Genomic DNA, 20,806 nt, shown 5'->3' on the forward strand with positions numbered 1-20,806 from the left:
GGTGACCGCGCATCCGCGCTTTGAGGGCTCGAACGAGCGCAATGTGCTGGGCGAGCCACTGCAGCCCTGCTCGACCGATCCGCTGACCGGGTTCTTCCGCACCGGCTATTGCGCGGCAGGGCCGGACAGCGCGGCGGTGCACCTGGTCTGCATCGAGGCGACGGCCGTGTTTCTCGACTTTTCAAAGAGCGTCGGCAACGACCTTTCGACGCCGCGCCCCGAATTCGGCTTTCCGGGGCTGGTTGCGGGCAATCGCTGGTGCCTCGTGGCGATGCGGTGGGCGCAGGCGCATGAGGCCGGCAAGGCGCCGCGGGTTTACCTGCGGGCCACCAACCAGGCCGTGCTCGGCCATGTTCCGCTAGACGTGCTCAAGGCTTACGCGCTCGACCTCAACTAGCGCGCAAAGAAAAGGGCCGCTTTCGCGACCCTTTGTCCTTTAGTAGAGCCCGCTGATCACGACAGGCTTTTCGGCATCGATCCGGACCGGATTGCGCAGCGGCAGGCCGAACTGGGTTTCCTCGATCTCGAAGACGTCGTCAGCCTTGGTCGAGATGCCATCGGCAAAGCTCAGCGTCGCGGTGCCGAAGCAGTGCACATGCACGTCGCCGGGCTGGCAGAAGAGGTCGTATTTGAAGTGGTGGTATTCGAGATTGGCGATGGTGTGGCTCATATTGTCCTCGCCGGAGAGGAACGGCTTTTCCCAAAGCACTTCCCCGCCGCGGCGGATGCGCGACATGCCCTCGATGTGGCGCGGCAGATCGCCGACGCGCAGTTCCGGACCGAAGGAGCAGGCGCGTAGCTTTGAATGAGCGAGGAAGAGATAGTTGACGCGCTCGGTGACGTGGTCGGAAAACTCATTAGCCAGCGCGAAGCCGAGGCGGCGCGGCTTGCCATTGGCGTCGATGAGGTAGATGCCGGCGATTTCCGGCTCTTCGCCGGCGTCGAGCGCAAAGGCGGGCGAGGGGATGGGGTGTCCAGGGCGGGCGACGATGTGGCCGTTGCCCTTGTAGAACCATTCGGGCTGCACGCCGGTTTCGCCGGCCGCTGGCTTGCCGCCTTCTAGGCCCATGCGGAACATCTTCATGCTGTCGGTGAGTTCGGTCGCGGGCTTATCGGTCTTGTGCATGGCGTCGCGCGTCGCGGCGGAGCCAAGATGAGTGAGGCCGGTGCCGGTGACGTGGAGGTGCGCCGGATCGGGATGATCGATGGGCGAGAGCAGCCGGCCCTCGGCAAGGAGGGCCGCCTTGTCGACGCTGGCCCCGAGGCCGCGGTCGGCGACGATCTCGGCCAGCGTGTTGGTACCGGAAATGGCTGCCTGCGCCAGATCATAGACCGAGCTTACGCCGGTGACGACACGCGTTTCGCCATCTTGCGTGACCGCTACGGCACGATTGCCGGCCTCGTCGGTAAACTGGATCAGGTGCACTTGAGGGTCCTCGGTTGGCGCTGGCTTTGCCCCGCATAAAGCGCATTGGCAGCAATGCTGTCCAGCTAAAAATCATACTTTTGATAAGGCGCGTTGATGGCGTCGAATCGCCGACAATTGCTGTCCAAAGTTTGACCAGCGAGCACAGAATTCCTCTTGACGAAGGCGAAACAAAATGAGAACAAATACAGCACAGACATTGCACATAAGCCGCGCTGGTCATCTCGTTGCAAAAGCCATCGAGAGCGTGAATAAGGAGAGAGCATTATGGCAGCTTCGCCGCTTCGCGTTGTTGAAGGTGGATCGATGGATAAGGACAAGGCTCTTTCGGCGGCACTCAGCCAGATCGAGCGCAATTTCGGCAAGGGCTCGATCATGCGCCTTGGCGAAGCCTCTTCAATTGAGGTGGAATCGATCTCGACCGGCTCGCTTGGTCTCGACATTGCCCTCGGCATCGGCGGCCTTCCCAAGGGCCGTATCGTTGAGATTTTTGGGCCAGAATCGTCGGGCAAGACCACGCTGGCGCTCCACGTGATTGCGGAAGCCCAGAAGGCTGGCGGCATCTGCGCCTTTGTGGACGCCGAGCACGCGCTCGACCCGATCTATGCCCGCAAGCTGGGCGTTAATGTTGATGACCTCCTGATCTCCCAGCCGGATGCTGGCGAACAGGCGCTTGAAATCACCGACACGCTGGTGCGCTCCGGCGCCATCGACGTGCTCGTCGTCGACTCGGTGGCGGCGCTCACCCCGCGCGCCGAACTTGAAGGCGAAATGGGTGATGCGCTGCCCGGCCTTCAGGCGCGCCTCATGAGCCAGGCGATGCGCAAGCTGACTTCCTCGATTTCGAAGTCCAAGTGCCTCGTCATCTTCATCAACCAGATCCGCATGAAGATCGGCGTGATGTATGGCTCGCCCGAAACGACGACCGGCGGCAATGCGCTCAAGTTCTACGCCTCGGTGCGTCTCGACATCCGCCGCATCGGCGCGCTCAAGGACCGCGAGGAAATCGTCGGCAACCAGACCCGCGTCAAGGTGGTCAAGAACAAGCTTGCCCCGCCATTCCGCCAGGTTGAATTCGACATTATGTATGGCGAAGGCATTTCCAAGACCGGCGAATTGCTCGATCTGGGTGTCAAATCCGGGATCGTCGAGAAGTCGGGGGCGTGGTTCTCCTGGGATTCGCAGCGCCTGGGGCAGGGGCGTGAAAACTCCCGCCAGTTCCTCAAGGACAATCCGGAGATCGCAGCCACGATCGAACAAGGCGTGCGCGAAAGCTCGGGCCTCCTCGGCGAAGTGTTGCTGGTTGCTGGTGGCGAAGACAGCAGCGACGAATAAGCCTCCTACGATCCCATGCATCCTCCCCCGCTTCGGCGGGGGTTTTTGTTTAGGATGGCCGGGGAGACAGGAGTGTCTCGGGGAGACCTCATGGTGAGCTTGTCGACCCACGAGGTCGAGCGCCCGGATCCTGCCACGACCTCGTCCTTCGACGCGCTCAGGATGAGGTCTACTGGGACATAGGCCGGACGAAGCGAGATTCAGCTTTGCCCCGCTGGACACGCCGGACGCCACCACGCTAAAAAGCCCCGTTTTTCCTACCTGGACGTCACGAGCGTCCTCGCCCACGAAAGTCTTTGCATGACCAGCGTCAACGACCTCCGTTCGAGCTTTACCGGCTACTTTGCCCGCAATGGGCATGAGGCCGTGCCGTCGAGCCCGCTGGTGCCGCGCAATGATCCGACGCTGATGTTCACCAATGCGGGCATGGTGCAGTTCAAGAACGTCTTCACCGGCGTCGAAAAGCGTCCCTATTCGACAGCCACCACGGCGCAAAAGTGCGTGCGTGCCGGCGGCAAGCACAACGACCTCGACAATGTGGGCTTTACCGCGCGTCACCACACCTTCTTCGAGATGCTGGGCAACTTCTCGTTTGGCGATTATTTCAAGGAACGCGCCATCGAGCTGGCCTGGAACCTCCTCACCAAGGAATGGGAGCTGCCGCGCGACAAGCTGATGGTCACCATCTACCAAGATGACGACGAGGCCATGGCGCTCTGGAAGAAGGTCGCCGGCCTTTCCGAGGATCGCATCGTGCGGCTCGGCGCCAAGTCCAACTTCTGGCAGATGGGCGATACCGGTCCGTGCGGCCCATGCTCGGAAATCTTTTACGACCATGGCGATAAGGTCTGGGGCGGTCCTCCGGGTTCGCCCGACGAAGATGGCGATCGCTGGATCGAGATCTGGAACCTCGTCTTCATGCAGTTCGAGCAGCATGCCGATGGCACGCGCAGCGGACTGCCGCGCCCCTCGATCGATACCGGCATGGGTCTCGAACGCGTCGCGGCCGTGATGCAGGGTGTCCACGACAATTACGACATCGATCTCTTCAAGGCGCTGATTGCCGCTGCCGCCAATGCCACCAATTCCGACGTGGCCGGCCCGGGCAACCGCAGCCTGCGCGTCATCGCCGATCACTTGCGCTCCATGAGCTTCCTGATTGCCGAAGGCGTGCTGCCGTCCAATGAAGGCCGTGGCTATGTGCTGCGCCGCATCATGCGCCGCGCCATGCGTCATGCGACGCTTTTGGGTGCGAGCGAACCAACGATCTTCAAGCTGGTGCCCACGCTGGTGCGCGAGATGGGCCAGGCTTATCCCGAGCTCAGCCGTGGCGAAGCCATGATCACCGAAACGGTGCGTCTCGAAGAAGGGCGTTTCCTCAAGACGCTCGGCCGTGGTCTTCAGGTGCTCGAAGCCGAGACGGCAGGCCTGGGCGAAGGCGCGACGCTGAGCGGCGACACCGCCTTCAAGCTCCATGACACTTATGGCTTCCCGCTCGACCTGACGCAGGATGCCCTTCGTTCGCGCGGCATCAGCGTCGACCAGGCGGGCTTTGATGCCGCGATGGCGCAGCAAAAGGCCGAGGCGCGCAAGAACTGGGCCGGTTCGGGCGAAGCGGCGGCGGACACGGTCTGGTACGGCCTTGCCGACAAGCTCGGACCCACCGAGTTCCTGGGCTACGAAACCGAAACCGCGGAAGCTGAGATCAAGGCCTTGCTGGTGGACGGCGCCGAAGTGCAGTCGATCGAGGCAGGACAGGAAGGTCTCGTCGTCGTCAACCAGACGCCGTTCTATGGCGAAAGCGGCGGCCAGGTCGGCGATACCGGCGTGATCACGGGCGAGGGCGCGCGCGCCGACGTCACGGATACCAATAAGTTTCACGGCGTCTTTGCCCATAAGGTCAAGGTCGGTGAAGGATCGCTCAAGGTCGGCCAGGCGGTCGAACTGGTGGTCGATCACGATCGTCGTTCGTCCATCCGCGCCAACCACTCGGCGACGCATTTGCTGCACGAGGCGCTGCGCCTGGTGTTGGGCGATCATGTCGCGCAGAAGGGGTCGCTGGTTTCGGCGGACCGTTTGCGCTTCGACTTCGTCCATACCAAGCCGATCTCCAGCCAGGAAATGGCCGAGATCGAAGACATCGCCAACAGCATCATCCTCCAGAATACCCCGGTCGAAACGCGGCTGATGGGTGTCGAGGAGGCCAAGGAGTCCGGCGCTCGCGCCCTGTTCGGCGAAAAGTATGGTGACGAGGTGCGCGTGGTGTCGATGGGCGAGCCCACCGGCAACGGGTTGGGCTGGTCGGTCGAGCTTTGCGGCGGCACCCATGTTCGCCGCACTGGCGATATCGGCCTTGTCTCGATCGTCGGCGAAAGCGCAGTTGCTGCCGGGGTGCGCCGCGTCGAGGCGCTGACCGGCAAGGCGGCGCGTCATCGCGGCAACGCCAATGTGGCAATTGTCTCCTCTGCTGCGGGTCTTCTGCGCTCCGGCACGCATGAAGTGCTCGAGCGGATCGAAGCGCTGCAGGAACAGCTCAAGCGCAACGAACGCGCTTTGGCCGATGCGCGCCAAAAGCTGGCACTCGGCGGTGGCGGCGAGGCCGGCAGCGCTGGCGAAACCGTCAACGGCGTGACGTTTGTCGGCCGCGTGGTCGAGGGCGTTGCCGCCAAGGACATCAAGAGCGTTGTCGATGCCGAAAAGAAGCGCATCGGTTCGGGTGTCGTCGTTCTGGTGCTCAAGGGCGAGGACGGCAAGGGCACGGTGGCCATCGGCGTTACCGACGATCTCACCGGCAAATATGCCGCCGGCACGCTGATCAAGTCGGCGACCGCAGCGCTTGGCGGGCAGGGCGGCGGTGGCCGGCCCGACATGGCCCAGGGCGGCGGCCCCAATGGCGCCAAGGCCAATGAAGCGATCGCGGCCATTCGCGAGCTGCTTTAAACATCAAGCCCCGCTTCGGCGGGGCTTTTTCTTTGCCGCTGCATCGGTGGCAATAAGATGCAACTTGATGTCTTGCTTCGTCTGGATCGAAACAAGTCGAACTGTGGCGCGAAAGCGCTTTTGTTTGACATCGATCCCGGACATGCTCGTTTCGGTCCCAACTGGCTCGGTGTGCATGGTCGCGGGGCCGGGTGCTCTGCTTTGGAGGGATTGGTAGATGCATGTGGTGAGAAGATTTGCGCTAGCGGCGGCAGCGGCTCTGGCGCTTTTTGCGCCGGCCGTCGCGGCGGAGCGGGCGATCATCGTGCTCGATGGATCGGGGTCGATGTGGGCGCAGATTGACGGCAAGGCGCGCATCACCATCGCGCGCGATACGCTGAGCGAAGTTTTGGCGACGCTGCCCGACGATCTCGAACTTGGCTTCATGACCTATGGCCATCGCGAGAAGGGCAATTGCGCCGATATCGAGATGTTGGTCGAGCCGGCGCCGGGGAATGGCGCGGCGATCGCTGCGGCTGCAGACGAGATCAATCCCAAGGGCATGACGCCGATCTCTGACGCGGTCCGGCTCGCGGCCAAGGACTTGGCCTACACCGAGGAAAAGGCGACGGTGATCCTGATCACCGATGGCCTTGAAACTTGCGAGGTCGATCCTTGCGCGCTGGCCAGTGATCTGGAAGCCAAGGGTATCGACTTCACCACGCATGTGCTGGGCTTTGGGCTTTCCGACGAGGAAGGGCAACAGGTAGCGTGCTTGGCCGAAAATACCGGCGGCCGCTATCTTTCCGCAGCTGATGGCGATGCGCTGGTGGAGGCTTTGACCACGACTGTGGCACAAGTGGCGGAGGCTCAACCCGAGCCGCAGCCCGAGCCTGAACCCGCGCCGGTGAGCGCGCCGGAACCGCAGCCGGAGTTCAACCTCATGCCAACACTGTCGCTGGCCGAGGGCGGACCCGACATTGCCGACGAGACATTCAACATTATCTGGAAATGGTATGAGGCCAATGCGGATGGCAGCAAGGGCGCCGACCTTGGCACCGGCTATTATTCCGACTTCAGGGAAACTCTCGAACCCGGCGACTATATCCTCGAGGTCGAGGCGGACCATGTCACCGTGGCCCAGCCGATCACCATTTCCGAAGGCGGGGTGGCCAAACCTCATTTCGTGCTCAACGGAGCGGTGCTCAAGCTTCATCCGCTCCCGAGCGAAGGGGCCGAACTCGACACCAACGCCTCGACTGAGATCAAGCTCGACGGGGAGTACCTCGCGACCGACTATGGCGACGTGAACACGCTGTTGCCGTCGGGCGAGGTCGAGGCGAATGTCACCATCGGCGAAGGCACGGTGAGCCGCACGTACTCACTGGCGGCTGGCGACACGGTGGACGAAGATGTCGTGGTGGGTGTCGGCATCGCGTTTTTCTCGACCGAATACACGGCGGGTCAGAAGGTGGATGACGACATCTACATGGAAGTGTTCGAAGCCAAAAAGGCCCTCGACGGGACACGGCAATCGGTCGCCTATGGCTATGGTGGAGAGCAGGATTTCACGCTGGCCGAGGGTGACTATGTGCTGGCCTATGAACTCGACGGGACCGAAGGCGAGGTGCCGTTTAGCGTGAGGACCGGCGAGCGCACCGAAGTGCCTCTCGATCTTGATGCCGGTGTCCTGGCCGTGACGGCGCCGAACGGCGACTATGTCGAGGTGTTTTCGGCCAAGGAGGACATAGCGGGTAATCGCACGTCCTTCGACTATGGCTTTGGGCCTGAATGGCTGTCGACGCTCAAGGCTGGAGACTACCTGGTCCACACGGACAAGAACGGCGTGGTCAGCGATACCGAGGTGACGATCAAGGCTGGGGAGCGGTTCGAGCTCACGATTAAAGAGCAGGAGGCTGCCCCGGCGAAGACCAAAACCAAGTCGAAATAGGATGCAACAGAAAGCCCCCGGGGTGACCTGAGGGCTTGATGGTTGGGGAGGTGGCTCAGGCTTCCTGGATGGCCGAGAGCTTCCAGTCGCCGCGGGCCTGGCGGACGAAGGTCCAGAGTTCCTTGGCTTCTTCGAGCGTTTCCGGATCGCCGACAACGACGCGTTCGCTGGTGCGGTCCACCGACCAGTCGCGCAGCTGATAGCGCATGGCGACAGTGGCGTATTCCGTGTTGCCCTCGCGCCAGCTTTCCGAGACGTCGCCCTGGAGGAGCTTGATGTCGGCGAGGCGGTTGATCTGGCCGCGGCTGGCATTGGAGGCCAGCTCTTCGGCGAGGAAGCCCATCATTTCGGGCGTCGTCACCTGGCGCAGGGCGGCGTAGTCCTCACGGCCATAGGCGGTCTGGATGTGGCCCAGCATCTGCTCGAATGTATCAAGATCCTTGTTGGTGATGCCGAGTTCATCGGGGTTCTTGGGCCGAGCCGGTGCGCGGGTGGCGCTGCCGCCGCCGAAATTGGGCATCGGGCGCGAATTGCTGGTTTCGCGGCTCATATAGGGGGCGCCATTGGCGGTGGCCGGCCGATTGGTGCCGCGCACGAGGCGCATGACCAGCCAGATGGCGCCGCCGATCAGAAGGGCCTGGAACAGGAGGCTCATGAAGCCGCCGATGCCGCCAAAGCCGGTACCCAGGAGGAGGCCGAAAAGGCCGCCGAGCATAAGGCCGCGGAAGAGCGATCCGCCGAAGCCGTTAAAGAACCCACCGCGCGGCTGCGCCGTCTGCTGGGCGGGCGTGCGTGCGGCAGTGCCCGGCTGAGACGGTGTCATGGTGCGATTGATCGGCGCTGCAGGGCCGGGAATGGTCTGTGTCGAGGCGGGCGGCGAAAATGTGCGGCCACCGCGGCTGCCGAAGCCGCCGCGCGCCCGCGCCTCGGCATAGTCCACGGCCGCCATGGAAAAGATGACCACAAAGACCGACAACAGGCTGGCCAGTTTGAAGCCGCGATTTCTGAACATGGGGCACTCCTCGAAAGATGAGCCTAATATGGTGTGTTTTGACCGCGGATTAAGGGCCAAAACACGGATTATTCTGCGGCTAATGGTGGCGGCGGGGAGGGGTTCCGCCTTTGCAGCCCATGTACGGAACAAGGTGTGCGTGTCGCACCCCCTCCCCGCCTCCCCCTGCAGAAGGGGGAGGAGTCTGTGCGGTGTTTGCCCGAGATCGTGGTTTAGCTACGGTGCGGCTCCTCCCCCTTCTGCAGGGGGAGGGTGGGTGGGGGTACCGGAGGTGGGCACCTCCTTTATCTCAGGCATGCCCGGCACCCCTCCCGAGCGCCGCTAGGCTCGTGCCTCGCCAAGCTCTGCTTGCCCTCCCCTCAAGGGGGAGGGTCAAGAGAGTGGAGACCCAAACAAAAACGGCGCCCGAGGGCGCCGTTGCTGATCGACAGAAGCGACGTTTACGCCATGGCCTTTTGCAGATTCTGGTCGATGGCGTCGAGGAAGCCGATTGTGGAGAGCCAGGGTTGATCGGGACCGACGAGGAGGGACAGATCCTTTGTCATCTTGCCTTCTTCGATCGTGTCGACGGTGACCTTTTCGAGCGTTGCGGCGAATTTGGCGAGTTCGGCATTGTCGTCGAGCTTGGCGCGGTGGGCGAGGCCGCGGGTCCAGGCGAAGATCGAGGCGGTGGAATTGGTCGAGGTTTCCTTGCCCTGCTGGTGCTGGCGGTAGTGACGGGTCACCGTGCCGTGGGCGGCCTCGGCTTCGACAATCTTGCCATCGGGCGTTGCCAGGACCGAGGTCATGAGGCCGAGGGAGCCAAAGCCCTGGGCGACGATGTCGGACTGGACGTCGCCGTCGTAGTTCTTGCAGGCCCAGACGTAACCGCCGCTCCACTTGAGGGCGGAGGCGACCATATCGTCGATGAGGCGGTGCTCGTACCAGATCTTCTTGGCTTCGAACTGCTCCTTGAATTCGGCCTCGTAGATCTCCTGGAATATGTCCTTGAAGCGACCGTCATAGGCCTTGAGGATGGTGTTCTTGGTCGAAAGATAGCACGGCACGCCGCGGGCCAGCGCGTAGTTGAAGCTCGAATAGGCGAAGTCGCGGATCGAGTCGTCGAGGTTGTACATGGCCATGGCGACGCCGGAGCCGGGGGCCTGGAACACTTCGTGCTCGATGACCTGGCCGTCTTCGCCCGTGAACTTGATGGTCAGCGTGCCCTTGCCGGGGAAGGTGAAGTCGGTGGCGCGATACTGATCGCCGAAAGCGTGGCGGCCGACGATGATCGGCTGGGTCCAGCCGGGAACGAGGCGCGGCACGTTCTTGCAGATGATGGGCTCGCGGAAGATCACGCCGCCGAGGATGTTGCGGATGGTGCCGTTGGGCGACTTCCACATCTTCTTGAGGCCGAATTCTTCGACGCGCTGCTCGTCGGGGGTGATGGTGGCGCATTTGATGCCGACGCCGTACTGCTTGATGGCGTTGGCGGAATCGATCGTCACCTGGTCGTTAGTTGCGTTGCGGTTTTCGACCGAGAGGTCATAATACTTGATGTCGAGATCAAGGTAGGGGTGGATGAGCTTGTCCTTGATCGCCTGCCAGATGATGCGGGTCATCTCATCGCCGTCGAGATCGACGACCGGGTTGGCGACTTTGATCTTGCTCATCGAAAACTCCCTGAATGCGTGGCCTTTGCCATGTCGGTCGCCCGTATAGCATTGCAGGGGAAAAGCGCAAAGGCGGGCTCGGCATGGGGGCTTGCCGAGGGCGTGTTACTTGGCGGGCAGCGTCCGGACGAAGGCGCGGGCGAGGTCGATCCATTCGCCGAGGGCGGACTCGTCTTCAATTGCATCGCCGCTGACTAGGATGAAGCCGCCCATCTTGCGCCCTTTCATCTCCATGACGCTTGCGCCTTGGCGGCGCAGGGCGGCTTCCATGCCATCCTTGCCGACACGAACCATCAAGGAACCGTCGCTGCCCGGCGCTACCAGCATATGGCCATCGAGCATGAAACAGATGCCACCGAACATTTTCTGTTCGCGGATGTTTTCGCCGCCAGGCAGCAGGCCGCGGACGCGGTCGGCGAGTTCCTCGGACGCCATGCTCATCAAGATTTCTCCGGCCGGTAGGTGTCGTAGCGGGGGATTTGCTCCGCGATATTATCCCAGTCCGGATGCGAGCGGGCGAAGATCAGCTGATTGGGCGAGAACCAGTCGTTCTGACCAGCCAAAAGGCCAGCGGGGACGATGCGCAGGTCTGGTGCGCGTGACGAATGGGCGAGAATTGTGGTGCCGCAATCGGGGCAGAAGTGACGTGTGAAGGTCGCGCCCGAATCTGCTGGTCGCTCGAAACTTTTGGTGAGGCCGCTGAGTTCGACGCTACCGGCGGGCATCAGTACGACGGAGGAATGACCGCTGCCCGAGACCTTCTGGCAATTTTCGCATCCGCATTGAAACATCGACACGGCCTTGCCCGTGACCCGCAGCGTGACGGCGCCGCAGTCGCAATCGGCAGTGAGGTCGAGTTCTGGTCTGGGCATGGTGGAAGGCTGGCATGAAGGACGGGCTGGAGCAAGCGGCTTGCCAACGGCGTTAGGAGGGGCAAAGCTGTTGCCACTGCGAACGGGAACGTCATGGCCATTCGACCGGACTATCCGCTGACCACGGAACGGCTTCGCCTGCGTCCGTTCACGCGCGGCGATGTCGATGCTGTCCATAGCTATCGTAGCCGTCCAGACGTGGCGCGCTATCTGTTCGACGCACCGCTCAGCCGCGAGGAATGCGCGCTGGCCGTGCAGCAAAGAACGACGCAGCTTCACCTTGATCAAGAAGGTGACCGGATCATTCTTGCAGTCGAATCTTCTGCCGACGGCGTGCTTTTGGGCGAGATTTCTCTGATCTGGCGATCATCCGAGGCGCGGCAGGGTGAAGTGGGCTGGATTTTTCACCCGGCCTATCACGGCAAGGGCTTCGCCAGCGAAGCGGCGAGAAGGTTGATCCATCTTGCTTTCGAAAATGGTGAGTTTCACCGGCTCTATGCCCGGTGCGACGCTGGCAATGTTGCGTCCTGGCGCCTGATGGAGCGGCTCGGCATGCGCCGGGAGGCTCACTTCCGGGAGCATGCGGTGTTCAAAGGCGAGTGGGACGAGGAGTTCTATTACGCGATCCTCCTGCGCGAATGGCAGGCTCAACAGGCGGGGTAAGATATTCCCGGGAAGTGACGGAACTTAGATGCTTTGGTGTCGTTCGGGCACGTGGGCTGAATACCGTCCAGCTGGGAGCGCTTACGATTATGTCATCTTTTTCTTTGCCAATTGCCACCGACCGCCTGCAACTTCGCCCCTTTGAGCGCGGTGATGTTGAAGCCGTTGCCGCCTATCACACATTGCCTGCCGCCCAGCGTTATGCCCTGCGCCAGTCCCGCTATTCCTCCGACGTTGCCGATGTCGTCGGCACCATGCGCAACCAGGTCTCCCTACAGCGTCCCGGCGATACCCTGTCCCTCGCCATGGTGCGCAAGGGCGACAATCAGCTGATCGGCCAGGTCTGCCTGATCTGGTCGGATGCGACCTCCGGCCAGGGCGAAGTGCGCTTCATGCTGCACCCCGCCTATTCTGGCCAGGGCTATCTGACCGAAGCGCTGACGACGATTTTCAATCTCGCATTCGACGAGTTCCGCATCCATCGCCTCACCGTTCGTTGCGATGGCCGCAGCCACCATTCCATCAAGCTGATGCAGACGCTCGGTATGCGCCTTGAGGCGCATTACCGCGAACATGCGTTGTTCCAGGGCGAGTGGGACGAAGAACTGCATTTTGCCATTCTCGATCGCGAATGGCGCCCGTCGACGAAAGTGGTCGATTTCCGCCGCCGCAGTGCAACGCCCGATTTGCCCCGCGCCGCCATTTAAGCTATGCCCCCGCGGTCTCCTCCAAGGATCGCGGCACATGGCAGGCACCGATAGTTCGCAACCCATATCGCTGGCGCCCACGCCGGCGATTATTCTTTGTGAGCCGCAACTTGGCGAAAACATCGGCTCGGCTGCGCGCGCCATGGCCAATTTCGGGCTTTGGGATTTGCGCCTGGTGCGGCCGCGCGATGGCTGGCCCAATGAAAAGGCGATCGCTGCTGCGTCTCGCGCCGACCATGTGCTCGAGCGCGTTCGCGTCTTCGAGACGCTGGAAGAGGCGATCGGCGACTTAACGCTGGTTTACGCCACCACAGCCCGCTCGCGCGATATGCAAAAGGAAGTGCTGGGGCCCGAGGAAGCGTCCACCAATATGGCGGCGCATATCGCTGGCGGGCAGGGCGCCGGGCTGTTGTTCGGCCGCGAACGCTGGGGCCTGCTCAACGACGAAGTCGCCATGGCCGATGCCATCGTTACCCTGCCGGTCGAGGCGGCCTTTGCCTCGCTCAACATCGCGCAAGCCGTGCTGTTGATGGCCTACGAGTTCCGGCGCACCAGCGCGGAGGGCAGGGCGCTGCCGTTCAGCGAAGGGCTGGCCGAGCCGGCGCCGCGGTCGGAGCTGGTGGGGCTCTTCGAGCATCTCGAAGGCGTGCTCGATCAATCCGGATTTTTCACCACGCCGGACAAACGCCCCAGCATGGTCAACAATCTGCGCACTGCTTTGACCCGCGGGCGCTTTACCGCACAGGAAATCCGCACCCTGCGCGGCGTTATTTCCTCGATCGATCGCCGCCACGAACGACCCAACCCCAATCGGCAGAAGCCAGCAAAAGACCCCCAATGAGCACCGCAGCCCCCGCCGACAAGTCACGCATCGCGTTCAGCTATGTCGGTTTCCGCTTTTTCTGGCTGACGACGCTTCTGGTCAGCTTTGCCGTCCAGATCATGTCGGTTTCGATCGCCTACCAGATCTATGAAGTGACGCGCGAACCGCTGCTGGTGGGCCTTGTGGGGCTCTGCCTGTTCCTGCCGGCGCTGCTGTTGATCCTGGTCACCGGCTTGACTGCCGACCGCTTCAATCGGCGCCGGATCATGGCGATCTGCCTTTGCGTCGAACTCGCCTGCGCCATCGGCTTTCTCCTTTTTACCGAGGCCGAAGCGCATGAGGTCTGGCCGATCTTCGGCATTCTGGTCGTGCTCGGCACGGCGCGGGCCTTCTGGAGCCCAGCGGCGCAGTCGCTGGCACCGAACCTCGTGCCGCCTGAGGCGCTCAGCAATGCCATCACCGTCAATGCTTCGGCCTGGCAGTTCGCGTCGATCGCGGGCCCCGCTGTGGGCGGCGTGCTGTACGCGTTTGGCGCGCCCATACCCTTCGGCATCGGCGCCGGTCTCCTGGGGCTTGCGGTGGTCACCGTTCTTCTGATCCCGGCCCCGCCCAAGCGCGAGTCGGCGCAGGCGACCAGCATGGAAACGCTGCTTGGCGGCTTCCGCTACATCTTCTCCAACAAGGTGGTGCTGGGCGCCATTTCACTCGACATGTTTGCCGTCCTGATGGGCGGCGCAGTGGCCATGTTGCCGATCTATGCCACCGACATTCTTCATGGCGGCTCGATCGCCAATGGCCTGTTGCGGGCCTCGCCGGGCATCGGTGCCATTGCCATGGCGCTGTTTCTGACGCGCTTTCCGATCCGCAATTTCGCCGGCCGCATTCTCTTTGTCTTTGTGGCGCTATTCGGTGCTTTTACGGTGGTCTTCGGGTTTTCCACCTCGATCTGGCTGTCGATCCCGGCGCTGGCGCTGGTCGGCGCGTCCGATATGGTCAGCGTCACCATCCGCGAAACCATCATGCAGCTCTGGACGCCCGAAGAGGTTCGCGGCCGCGTCAACGCGGTCAACTCAGTGTTTATCGGCGCGTCCAACGAGCTCGGCGAGTTCCGGGCCGGCACGGTGGCGCATTTCGTGGGGCCCGTGGCGGCCGTGGTGATCGGCGGGTTTGGTGCAATCGCCGTGGCCGGGATCTGGAGCGTCATCTTCCCGGGCCTGCGCGAACAGCGCTCGCTCGACCACAAGATGGTGGCCGATGGCACGGCGGAAACGCTGGCACCGGCGGAAAAGCCTTCCGGCGCTTGACTTCGACGGGCGCGGGTTCTAAGACGCGCCCACCTATTTCGGCCGATCGGCCCATAGGCGCACCCGGGATTTCGATAAGAAGTCTGTCGGTCATCCGCAAGGATGGCAGAGGAGGGCGCGATCCATTTACCGTCTAAAAGGATACGCGATGACAAAGCGCATTTCTGCCAAGCACAAAATCGACCGCCGTCTTGGCGAAAACATCTGGGGCCGTCCCGCCTCGCCGCTCAACACCCGTGCTTATGGCCCCGGCCAGCATGGCCAGCGCCGCAAGGGTAAGCTTTCGGACTACGGTCTGCAGCTGCGCGCCAAGCAGAAGCTCAAGGGCTATTACGGTTCGGTCACCGAGAAGGCGTTCAAGCGCCTCTACACCGAAGCCGCCCGCGTCAAGGGTGATACCGGCGAGAACCTGATCGGCCTGCTCGAATCGCGCCTCGACGCGATCGTCTACCGCGCCAAGTTCGTGGCCACCGTGTTCGCTGCCCGCCAGTTCGTTTCCCACGGCCACGTCCTGGTCAACGGCAAGCGCGTCAACATCCCGTCCTATCAGGTCAAGATCGGCGACAAGATCGAAGTGCGCGAGCGCTCCAAGCAGCTGACCGTCGTTCTCGAAGCCACCCAGCTGGCCGAGCGTGACGTTCCGGACTATGTTGAAGCCGACCACTCCAAGATGACCGCCACCTTCGTGCGCGTCCCGGCCCTCGCCGACGTGCCGTACCCGGTCCAGATGGAACCGAACCTCGTTGTCGAATTCTACTCGCGCTAAGCGAAACCAATCAGCAATCTGGAAGGGCCGCTCTTGGAGCGGCCCTTTTGTTTTGGTCAAACTGAGCTTAATTTGTGAGAGTGGAGGTTCCAGCCATGAACGAAAAGCTCAGCATCACACTTCCCAGCGAACTGGTGGCCGTCCTGCAGGAGCAGGTGGACTCCGGCCGCTACGACACGATCAGCGATGTTGTGCGGAATGCTCTCGAACAGCAGGACTGGGCGCACGTTGATTTTACCGAGAGCGAGATCGAATACATGCGGGAGAAAACCCGGAAATCGCTCGCCGACTCCCGCCCGACCATCTCAGTCGAAGAGATGCGGGCTCGCCTAGACGCGCACTTGGACAAACTTTACGGCCGTTGATGCGCAGGCTTCCTGTCGTCTTCCGCGAGCAAGCCTCCGAGGACCTTCTCGATATTGAAAGCTTCCTTTTCGCAAACGGGGCGAGTTACTCGGTTGCCAAGGCGTATGTGGATCGCATCGTTGCGAAGTGCCTAAATGTCGGGGACCTGCCGACCGGCTACCCAATTCAAGAACGCATAGGTGTTGGCGTCCGATCGGTGCCCGAGAATTCGGCCACAATCACCTATCGCGTCAACGAAGACCTCATAGAAATTCTGAACGTCTACTACGGTGGTCAAGACCTCTAAACATGCCCCGGCTGTGCCAGCACTACCAAGTTCCCATCCGGGTCCCGCAGCTGGAATACCGTGACATAGTTCGCCTGCTGGATTTCGCCGGGCGCAAAGTCGGTTAGCCGCTCCCGCTCCGCATGGACGTCGTCGACCACCAGCGTCACGGTGCAGTGCCCGGCATTGTCCGGGCCTTGATAGAGCTGAAACCCGGCAGCGCCATAATGCCATTCCAGCAGCCCATCCATCGGGTTCTGATCGGCGTCGCGCTCGAAGAACGTGCGGTACCATTCGGCACTACGCGCGAGATCGGTGCAGCTCATATTGGCAAGAATGTTGGTGATGGCCATGTTGGATCTCCTCTTTCCGAGAACAAGGGAAGAGGGGCTTGGTTCCGCGATTGAGTGCTACGTCACCCCCATTCCGAGCTGCGCGAAGCCTGACGGTCAAGCTCCGCTTTCCCCCGTGGGAGGCCGGTTTAAACGCCAGAAAAAGCCCTCGGAAGCACCGAGGGCCTTTGTTCAGGAGTTCAGGTTCCGACCGGCGGATGTTCCGGAAGTCCATCCTGATCGGGTTCTGCCGGTGGGAAGCCGGCTTCTGTCGCAAGGAAACGGGGGTCGTTGTAGTCGACGCCTTCAAGACCATTGCCGGGAATGTGCGATTCGAAGGCGCGCAGACGCTTGTAGACCGAGATCAGCGAGATGATCGTGGTCCAGCTGTTGGCCAAGAAGCGGAAGCTGTCTTCCACCTGTCCGAAGGCGTTACTGACCTGCTGGAACAGGCCTAGCGTCAGCGTGCCAGCGACGATCGAGGGCGCCATGGCAACAAGCGGCACGAAGTTGGCGCCCTGCAGGTAGATGTAGCGCGCGACGTTGAAGTAGAGGTAGTGCCCGTAAAGCGTAAAGTAGTTGCGCTGCACGCCCCGGAACAGCTCGCGCACGGTCATTGGTCTTGCACGTCCAGCATGGTCTTCGCCGTAGACAAGCTCCTTACGGAAAGCTGCCTCGACACGCTGGTTCTGGAACTCCAGGCCTGGAAGCTTAATGCCGACGAGGCCTAGAAGTACCGTGCCTACGATGGCGGACATCAGCGCTACCCAGACGAGGCTGCCATTTACCGGCCCGACCAGCGGCAGTTCTGTGATGTTGCTCGAGAGATCCCACAGAAGCGGCAGAAACACGATCAGCGTCATGAGCGAGGCGACAAGCGCGACGGCCAGGCCCTCGACGATATTGGCGAAACGCTGGGCGTCTTCCTGGATACGCTGCGAGGCACCCTCGATATGGCGCAGGCGCTGCCAATGCGTGAGATAAAAGAAGGTCATCGCCCGGCGCCAGCGGAACAGGTAATGGGCAATGAAGAAGGCATTGAGGACGAGCACGGCGATGCGCGGTAGCAGCACATATAAAACAGTGCTGAGTTCGCCAAACATCTGATCGAGCGATACACTGCCTGGGGTAGTTAGAGCGCTCTGGATGAGGTTGTAGAACTCGCCATACCAGTCGTTCATCCACGCGCCGATCTGGACGTCAAAATAGACGACTTCGATGATAGTTACAGTGCCGACAACGGACCACCAGTACCAGCGCTTGTTGTCATTAAGGAAATACCAGGGGACGCAGAAAAGGTACCCGACAAAGAGAATGTATTGATAGAGCCAGACGCGGTCCGGATTAAAGAACGGCTCGGGATCGGCTTCCGTCGGGGCAATACCGATCCAATTGCCGACGCTCAGGTAGGGCTGCAGCTGCGCCCCGAAAGCAAACCAGATCAGCATCGCCAGGACGGTCCAGGCGATCGCCGAGGTGAAGAACATACGAGGCTGGGGGAAGAATGAGCGAAACACCGGGAGACTCCAGGGTGCCGTGAGATGGGGCCATCTAACTGTCCATGCGGGGTTAAAACAAGGACGGGAAGTTAAGCTTTGGTAAGGTTCTGCACGCCGGCTTTTGCTTTCCAAGCGCGGGAAGGGGCGGTATCAGCTACGAAAGCCCACCCAAGGAAAGTTTCGCCATGAGCACGGTGATGGAAGCCCCCGCTACGCCATTCGAGGACAGCGATGCCGGCGCCCATCCGATCTTTGCCAATGCCCCGCGTTCGGTCGAGTTCAACAAGCTGCGCAAGCGCCTGATCCGCAACACGCGCGAGGTGCTTGAAAAGTTCGCCATGGTGAAGCCGGGTGACAAATGGCTGATCGCGCTTTCGGGCGGAAAGGACAGCTATGGGCTCCTGGCGCTGCTGCTTGATCTCAAGTGGCGCGGGCTTTTGCCGGTCGAACTCCTGGCGTGCAACCTCGACCAGGGCCAGCCGAACTTTCCCAAGCACATCCTGCCGGATTTCCTCACGGGCCTCGGCATCGAGCATCGGATCGAATACCAGGACACCTATTCGATCGTTACCGACAAGCTGCCGGCGGGCGCCACCTATTGCTCGCTCTGTTCGCGCCTGCGTCGCGGCAACCTTTACCGCATTGCCCGGGAAGAGGGCTGCACGGCGCTGGTGCTTGGCCATCATCGCGACGACAGTCTCGAAACCTTTTTCATGAACATGTTCCATGGCGGGCGCCTTGCGGCCATGCCGCCCAAGCTGGTCAATGACGAGGGGGACCTCGAAGTGCTGCGGCCATTGATCTATTGCGCCGAAGAAGACCTGCAGCGTTTTTCCGATGCCATGGCGTTCCCGATAATCCCTTGCGACCTCTGCGGCTCGCAGGATGGGCTCGAGCGCAACGCCATGAAGACCATGCTAACCGACATCGAAAAGCGCATGCCGGGCCGCAAGGACGTGATGATCCGTGCGATGGGCAACATCAATCCGAGCCATATGCTCGATCCAAAGCTTTTCGACTTCGCCGGCTTGTCCGCTGATCGGAGCAGGAGTTGAGCCTCGACGTCATGCGCCTCGCCGACATCCTTCGCGAGGCCGGCAACCGGGAGATCGTGCCGCGTTTCAGAAATCTCGAGGATGCCGACATTGACCGGAAGTCTCACCTATACGATCTGGTGACCGAGGCCGATGTCGGGGCCGAACGGGTGATCACCGCCGCCCTTCATGATCTCTATCCCGATGCACTGATCGTTGGCGAAGAAGCCTATGCCGCCGATAAATCTATCCTGTCCGGCCTCGTTCAAGCCGAGCTGGCCTTTGTAATCGATCCCGTAGACGGCACCTTCAACTTTGCCGCAGGCAATGGGCTTTTCGGCTCCATCCTTGCCGTGGTGCGCAGGGGCGAGACCATCGGTGGCCTTATCTGTGATCCGCTGCGGGGCGATGTTCTCATCGGCGAGCGCGGAGCGGGCGCACGCTTGGTCCGAGCGTCCGGGCAGAGCAGCCCAATCAGGGCCGCGGCGCCAACGGGGCTCGAAAACATGGTCTCGCTGGTCTGCTGGAGCTACCTACAGGAGCCCTTGCGCAGCCGGGTCGCTGCCAATCTGACCCGGGTCAGGCTTTCCATGTGCTATGGCTGCTCGGCCTACGAATACTGGATGGTCGCCAGCGGCCATGCGCATTTCTCCGGCGCCGACTTGACCATGCCCTGGGACCATCTGGCGGGTTCGCTGATCCATGAAGAGGCGGGCGGCTATAGCGCGCATCTCGACGGCTCACCCTTCCGCGCTGGCCGGATCGACGCCGGTATTCTCAACGCGCCGGATAAAGCGAGCTGGGAGATGTTGCGGCGCGAAGTGTTCAGCGTCTGAGCGTCGAAAAGCTAGGCAGTTCTTCGTCGTATTGGTGTTGATGTTTTTCGGAGCTTGCCATGTCGTTCCAGGCCTATCTCGATGCGATCGAAACCAAGACCGGCAAGACGCCACGTGAGCTTGTTGACCTCGCCAAGGCCAAGGGGTTCGACGATCCCAACGTCAAGGCTGGCGTGATCCTCGAGTGGCTCAAGGTCGACTTCGGCCTTGGACGTGGGTACGGCATGGCTCTGGTGCATGTGATCAAAAAGGGGCCGGAAATTGACCGCAAGCATGTCGGTACGACCGGCGTTCACCGGGATGAAAGCGAAATGCTTTGGCTCGACGGCTTGGCGACCAAACCCGAATAACAGCGCTTGCCACAACTCATAAGTCTGTGCTTATCTGTTGCGCATGAACGAAGCCGAACTGTTTCGCGTCCTCTCGGACCCAACCCGCCGCGCCATCCTCGAACGCCTGTCCGGCGCCGAGCTGACCGCGACCGACTTGCGCGAGGGCTTTGCTATTTCGCAGCCGGCAATGAGCCAGCACCTGGCGGTGCTGCGCGGGGCAGGACTGGTGCAGGAGCGCCGCGAGGGGCGGTACGCACACTACCGCGTCGACCCGGAAGGCTTTGCGCCGCTCCATTCGTGGCTCGCCCGCTATCGCGACTTCTGGCCGAGCCGCATCGACAATCTCAAGGACCTTCTGAGGGAGATGGACCAATGAGCGACACGCCCGAACTGGTTTTCGAGACCGATCTCGACTCGCCGCCCGAAAAAGTCTGGCGCGCGCTGACCGTGCCCGAATATCTCGAGCGCTGGCTACAACCTCCGGATGACGCCAAGCTCACTTTGGTGACGTCAAAGGACAACGCCGAACTGACATACCGGCTCTCGGAAACAGACAATGAGAGCCTCGTCACCTTCGAGATCGAAGGGAACGGATCTGGCGGCACGTTTTTCCGCCTGACCCATGCGCCAGCCGCAGCTAACAGCAACGAGCCGTTGCCCGAAACGCTGATGCTCGCCGCCTAAGGCACTATCAACCATCAACAATCAGGAG

At 61.7% G+C, this 20,806-nt stretch carries 23 protein-coding genes; 16 read left to right on the plus strand and 7 right to left on the minus strand.

Annotated features, from left to right (window positions below):
• Position 1: 1 nt before the first annotated feature.
• Positions 2 to 397 (plus strand): DUF2237 family protein, encoded by a 396-nt coding sequence (locus JI748_RS04600; protein WP_201637480.1) that lies wholly within the window; start codon positions 2 to 4, stop codon positions 395 to 397.
• 39 nt (positions 398 to 436) lie between these two features.
• Here JI748_RS04600 and araD1 read toward each other — a convergent pair whose 3' ends face one another.
• Complete coding sequence (araD1, locus tag JI748_RS04605; protein ID WP_201635510.1) at positions 437 to 1,426, minus strand: AraD1 family protein; 990 nt, start codon at positions 1,424 to 1,426, stop codon at positions 437 to 439.
• 267 nt (positions 1,427 to 1,693) lie between these two features.
• Between araD1 and recA the strand changes: the two genes are divergently transcribed.
• The 3 genes from recA (at position 1,694) to JI748_RS04620 (ending at position 7,631) form a co-directional block, all read left to right on the plus strand.
• Positions 1,694 to 2,761: a recombinase RecA gene (gene recA / locus JI748_RS04610; RefSeq protein WP_201635512.1), complete on the plus strand. Its 1,068-nt coding sequence runs from the start codon at positions 1,694 to 1,696 to the stop codon at positions 2,759 to 2,761.
• A 300-nt stretch (positions 2,762 to 3,061) separates the two neighbouring features.
• Positions 3,062 to 5,701 (plus strand): alanine--tRNA ligase, encoded by a 2,640-nt coding sequence (alaS, locus tag JI748_RS04615; RefSeq protein WP_201635514.1) that lies wholly within the window; start codon positions 3,062 to 3,064, stop codon positions 5,699 to 5,701.
• Between the two features lie 217 nt (positions 5,702 to 5,918).
• Entirely contained in the window at positions 5,919 to 7,631 is a 1,713-nt protein-coding gene (locus tag JI748_RS04620) for a vWA domain-containing protein (RefSeq protein WP_201635516.1), read from the plus strand.
• A 55-nt stretch (positions 7,632 to 7,686) separates the two neighbouring features.
• On the opposite strand, the gene JI748_RS04625 is transcribed toward JI748_RS04620, so the two are convergent.
• The 4 genes from JI748_RS04625 to JI748_RS04640 all read right to left on the minus strand — a co-directional run bounded on the left by JI748_RS04625 (position 7,687) and on the right by JI748_RS04640 (position 11,167).
• Positions 7,687 to 8,643, minus strand: coding sequence for a Tim44 domain-containing protein (locus JI748_RS04625; protein WP_201635518.1), 957 nt, complete (start codon positions 8,641 to 8,643; stop codon positions 7,687 to 7,689).
• A 440-nt stretch (positions 8,644 to 9,083) separates the two neighbouring features.
• A complete protein-coding gene (locus JI748_RS04630; RefSeq protein ID WP_201635520.1) occupies positions 9,084 to 10,295 on the minus strand; it encodes an NADP-dependent isocitrate dehydrogenase in 1,212 nt (403 codons plus the stop codon).
• 105 nt (positions 10,296 to 10,400) lie between these two features.
• Positions 10,401 to 10,736 carry a TfoX/Sxy family protein gene (locus tag JI748_RS04635; RefSeq protein ID WP_201635522.1) on the minus strand — a complete coding sequence of 112 codons (336 nt, stop codon included), beginning with the start codon at positions 10,734 to 10,736 and terminating at the stop codon, positions 10,401 to 10,403.
• Positions 10,736 to 11,167, minus strand: a complete 432-nt coding sequence (locus tag JI748_RS04640) for a GFA family protein (RefSeq protein WP_201635524.1) — start codon at positions 11,165 to 11,167, stop codon at positions 10,736 to 10,738. The genes JI748_RS04635 and JI748_RS04640 overlap by 1 nt, the downstream gene beginning before the upstream one ends.
• A gap of 93 nt (positions 11,168 to 11,260) precedes the next feature.
• On the opposite strand from JI748_RS04640, the gene JI748_RS04645 reads away from it, so the two are divergent.
• From JI748_RS04645 to JI748_RS04675, 7 genes are all read left to right on the plus strand, one after another.
• Positions 11,261 to 11,830 carry a GNAT family N-acetyltransferase gene (locus tag JI748_RS04645; RefSeq protein WP_201635526.1) on the plus strand — a complete coding sequence of 190 codons (570 nt, stop codon included), beginning with the start codon at positions 11,261 to 11,263 and terminating at the stop codon, positions 11,828 to 11,830.
• An 89-nt stretch (positions 11,831 to 11,919) separates the two neighbouring features.
• Positions 11,920 to 12,537 (plus strand): GNAT family N-acetyltransferase, encoded by a 618-nt coding sequence (locus tag JI748_RS04650; protein ID WP_201635528.1) that lies wholly within the window; start codon positions 11,920 to 11,922, stop codon positions 12,535 to 12,537.
• A gap of 37 nt (positions 12,538 to 12,574) precedes the next feature.
• Positions 12,575 to 13,378 carry an RNA methyltransferase gene (locus tag JI748_RS04655; protein ID WP_164534175.1) on the plus strand — a complete coding sequence of 268 codons (804 nt, stop codon included), beginning with the start codon at positions 12,575 to 12,577 and terminating at the stop codon, positions 13,376 to 13,378.
• Positions 13,375 to 14,664, plus strand: a complete 1,290-nt coding sequence (locus JI748_RS04660) for an MFS transporter (protein WP_201635530.1) — start codon at positions 13,375 to 13,377, stop codon at positions 14,662 to 14,664. The genes JI748_RS04655 and JI748_RS04660 overlap by 4 nt, the downstream gene beginning before the upstream one ends.
• A gap of 148 nt (positions 14,665 to 14,812) precedes the next feature.
• Complete coding sequence (gene rpsD / locus JI748_RS04665; RefSeq protein WP_201635532.1) at positions 14,813 to 15,430, plus strand: 30S ribosomal protein S4; 618 nt, start codon at positions 14,813 to 14,815, stop codon at positions 15,428 to 15,430.
• 95 nt (positions 15,431 to 15,525) lie between these two features.
• Positions 15,526 to 15,795 carry a ribbon-helix-helix domain-containing protein gene (locus tag JI748_RS04670; RefSeq protein ID WP_201635534.1) on the plus strand — a complete coding sequence of 90 codons (270 nt, stop codon included), beginning with the start codon at positions 15,526 to 15,528 and terminating at the stop codon, positions 15,793 to 15,795.
• A complete protein-coding gene (locus tag JI748_RS04675; RefSeq protein ID WP_201635536.1) occupies positions 15,795 to 16,082 on the plus strand; it encodes a type II toxin-antitoxin system RelE/ParE family toxin in 288 nt (95 codons plus the stop codon). Before JI748_RS04670 ends, JI748_RS04675 begins: the two co-directional genes overlap by 1 nt.
• Here JI748_RS04675 and JI748_RS04680 read toward each other — a convergent pair.
• A complete protein-coding gene (locus tag JI748_RS04680; RefSeq protein WP_201635538.1) occupies positions 16,079 to 16,414 on the minus strand; it encodes a VOC family protein in 336 nt (111 codons plus the stop codon). The two genes, JI748_RS04675 and JI748_RS04680, sit on opposite strands and share 4 nt — an antisense overlap.
• A 179-nt stretch (positions 16,415 to 16,593) precedes the next feature.
• Positions 16,594 to 17,910 (minus strand): peptide antibiotic transporter SbmA, encoded by a 1,317-nt coding sequence (gene sbmA, locus JI748_RS04685; protein ID WP_201635540.1) that lies wholly within the window; start codon positions 17,908 to 17,910, stop codon positions 16,594 to 16,596.
• A 179-nt stretch (positions 17,911 to 18,089) separates the two neighbouring features.
• On the opposite strand from sbmA, the gene ttcA reads away from it, so the two are divergent.
• The 5 genes from ttcA to JI748_RS04710 are packed head-to-tail and all read left to right on the plus strand — an operon-like array spanning position 18,090 to position 20,778.
• Positions 18,090 to 18,947 (plus strand): tRNA 2-thiocytidine(32) synthetase TtcA, encoded by an 858-nt coding sequence (gene ttcA / locus JI748_RS04690; protein WP_201637040.1) that lies wholly within the window; start codon positions 18,090 to 18,092, stop codon positions 18,945 to 18,947.
• Between the two features lie 11 nt (positions 18,948 to 18,958).
• Positions 18,959 to 19,762, plus strand: a complete 804-nt coding sequence (locus tag JI748_RS04695; protein ID WP_201637042.1) for an inositol monophosphatase family protein — start codon at positions 18,959 to 18,961, stop codon at positions 19,760 to 19,762.
• A gap of 59 nt (positions 19,763 to 19,821) precedes the next feature.
• Positions 19,822 to 20,112, plus strand: a complete 291-nt coding sequence (locus JI748_RS04700; RefSeq protein WP_201635542.1) for a DUF4287 domain-containing protein — start codon at positions 19,822 to 19,824, stop codon at positions 20,110 to 20,112.
• A 43-nt stretch (positions 20,113 to 20,155) separates the two neighbouring features.
• The gene (locus JI748_RS04705; RefSeq protein ID WP_201635544.1) at positions 20,156 to 20,470 is read left to right on the plus strand and encodes an ArsR/SmtB family transcription factor; all 315 of its coding nucleotides are present in this window, start codon (positions 20,156 to 20,158) and stop codon (positions 20,468 to 20,470) included.
• Positions 20,467 to 20,778, plus strand: a complete 312-nt coding sequence (locus JI748_RS04710) for an SRPBCC family protein (RefSeq protein WP_201635546.1) — start codon at positions 20,467 to 20,469, stop codon at positions 20,776 to 20,778. Before JI748_RS04705 ends, JI748_RS04710 begins: the two co-directional genes overlap by 4 nt.
• Positions 20,779 to 20,806 lie beyond the last annotated feature (28 nt).

This window comes from Devosia rhizoryzae (assembly GCF_016698665.1).
Lineage (GTDB): Bacteria > Pseudomonadota > Alphaproteobacteria > Rhizobiales > Devosiaceae > Devosia > Devosia rhizoryzae.